Annotated in this window: 1 protein-coding gene and 1 pseudogene; one reads left to right on the top strand and one right to left on the bottom strand. The window is 76.2% G+C overall.

Annotated elements, in window-relative coordinates; genetic code table 11:
- Window positions 1–38: 38 nt before the first annotated feature.
- Entirely contained in the window at window positions 39–662 is a 624-nt protein-coding gene (locus ACFXA3_RS40075; RefSeq protein WP_385195965.1) for a flavin reductase family protein, read from the bottom strand.
- Between the two features lie 131 nt (window positions 663–793).
- On the opposite strand from ACFXA3_RS40075, the pseudogene ACFXA3_RS40070 reads away from it, so the two are divergent.
- Window positions 794–1,425, top strand: a pseudogene (locus ACFXA3_RS40070) (hypothetical protein); the annotation flags it as partial.

Raw genomic sequence — 1,425 nt, 5'->3', positions numbered from 1 at the left:
CGCGAAACCGGGGTGTCCGGGGCCGGGCCGGGGGGCGGTCAGGAGCTGAAGCGGCCGAAGCGGCCCTTGTGGAAGAGCAGCGGCTCGCCCTCGCCGTCCGCGCCCATGGCTTCGACCCGGCCGACCACGATCAGGTGGTCCCCGCCGGTGTGCACGGCGTGGATCCGGCAGTCGATCCAGGCGGGCACCTCGGCCAGCCGGGGCGACCCGGTCACGGGGGCCGGGGCGTGGGCGACCCCGGCGAACTTGTCGGCGCCGCTCATCGCGAAGGCCCGGCACCGCTCACCCTGGGCGGCGCCCAGGACGTTGACGCAGAACACCCCGGCGCGGGCGATCCGCGGCCAGGTGGTCGACGTACGGGCCACCATGAACGTGACCAGGGGCGGGTCCAGGGACAGCGACGCGAAGGACTGGCAGGCGAAGCCGGCGGGCCCGTCCTCGCCCTCGGCGGGCGGGGCGGTGATGACCGTGACGCCGCTGGCGAAGTTCCCGAGCACGGAACGGAACTCGGCGGGGCTGACGGGCGCGCGCTCGTCGTCGCCGACGGCCCGCAGGTCGGGGCGCGGCAGCGCGTCGAGGTGGCCGTGGTCCGGGTCCCGCTCCGACGGGGCGGAGGTGGGGGAGCCGACTGACCTGAGGTATCGGACGACGGTGGCCGCCATCCCTGCGTGTCCCATCACGTTCCCGATTGAAGCTGACGCCCCGTCAGATGGGAAGGGGTGCGGGACGGGCGGCTCGGAAAGGTGTATCGTCCGAAGTGATTGAACGTGTTCAATTGGTGGGGGTGGGGGCCGTGGGCACACCAGAGGCGTACGGGCCGCGGCCGGCTCCCGCCGTGCGCGTCGGACGGTGGTCGCACCTGGCGACCGGAGCCGAACTGGCCTTCATGGCCCAGCTCGTCGTGGCGGGGGCGGTCTTCCTCGCCACCGCCGGCATGCGCGACGACCACGGCATCGGTTTCGCGGGCGGCGCCCTCGCCTACGCACCGCGGGTGCTCCTGCTGACCGTGGTCGCCGCCTGCCTGCACTGGCTGCTGTTCACCCTCCCGGCGATGGCGCTGGCACGGCTCCCGGGCACCGCGCGGTGGTCGGCGGCCCGGGCGGTGCTGGGCGCCGCCGCGGTGTCCGCGGCCTACGCGTGGGCGGCCGTGGCCCTGTGGGACGTCCCGTTCGGGCCGGCGGTGGCCTGGGTCGCGGGCACCGGGCTGCTCCCGGTGACGGCGGCCTGGTACGCGCGCCACCGGCTCCTGGGGTGGGGCGCGATGGCGGCCCGGATCGGCGCCGTCACCGGGATCGCCCCGCTACCCGCGCCCGGGGGGGGGGGGGGCACGGGGGGCGCACACCCGGAGACGCGGGGCGGCTCGGCCGCGGGCGGGGGGCGCCCCGCGGCCGCCCCGGGCATAAAAACAAACCCAAGCCCCCGAAG

Origin of the sequence: Streptomyces sp. NPDC059456, from assembly GCF_042750055.1 — a bacterium.
Lineage (GTDB): Bacteria > Actinomycetota > Actinomycetes > Streptomycetales > Streptomycetaceae > Streptomyces.
This window is presented reverse-complemented; position numbering and strand designations above follow the sequence as displayed.

Coding starts and splice junctions, on each gene's coding strand:
- ACFXA3_RS40075 (WP_385195965.1), bottom strand. CDS start 662: ATGGCGGCCACCGTCGTCCGATACCTCAGGTCAGTCGGCTCCCCCACC.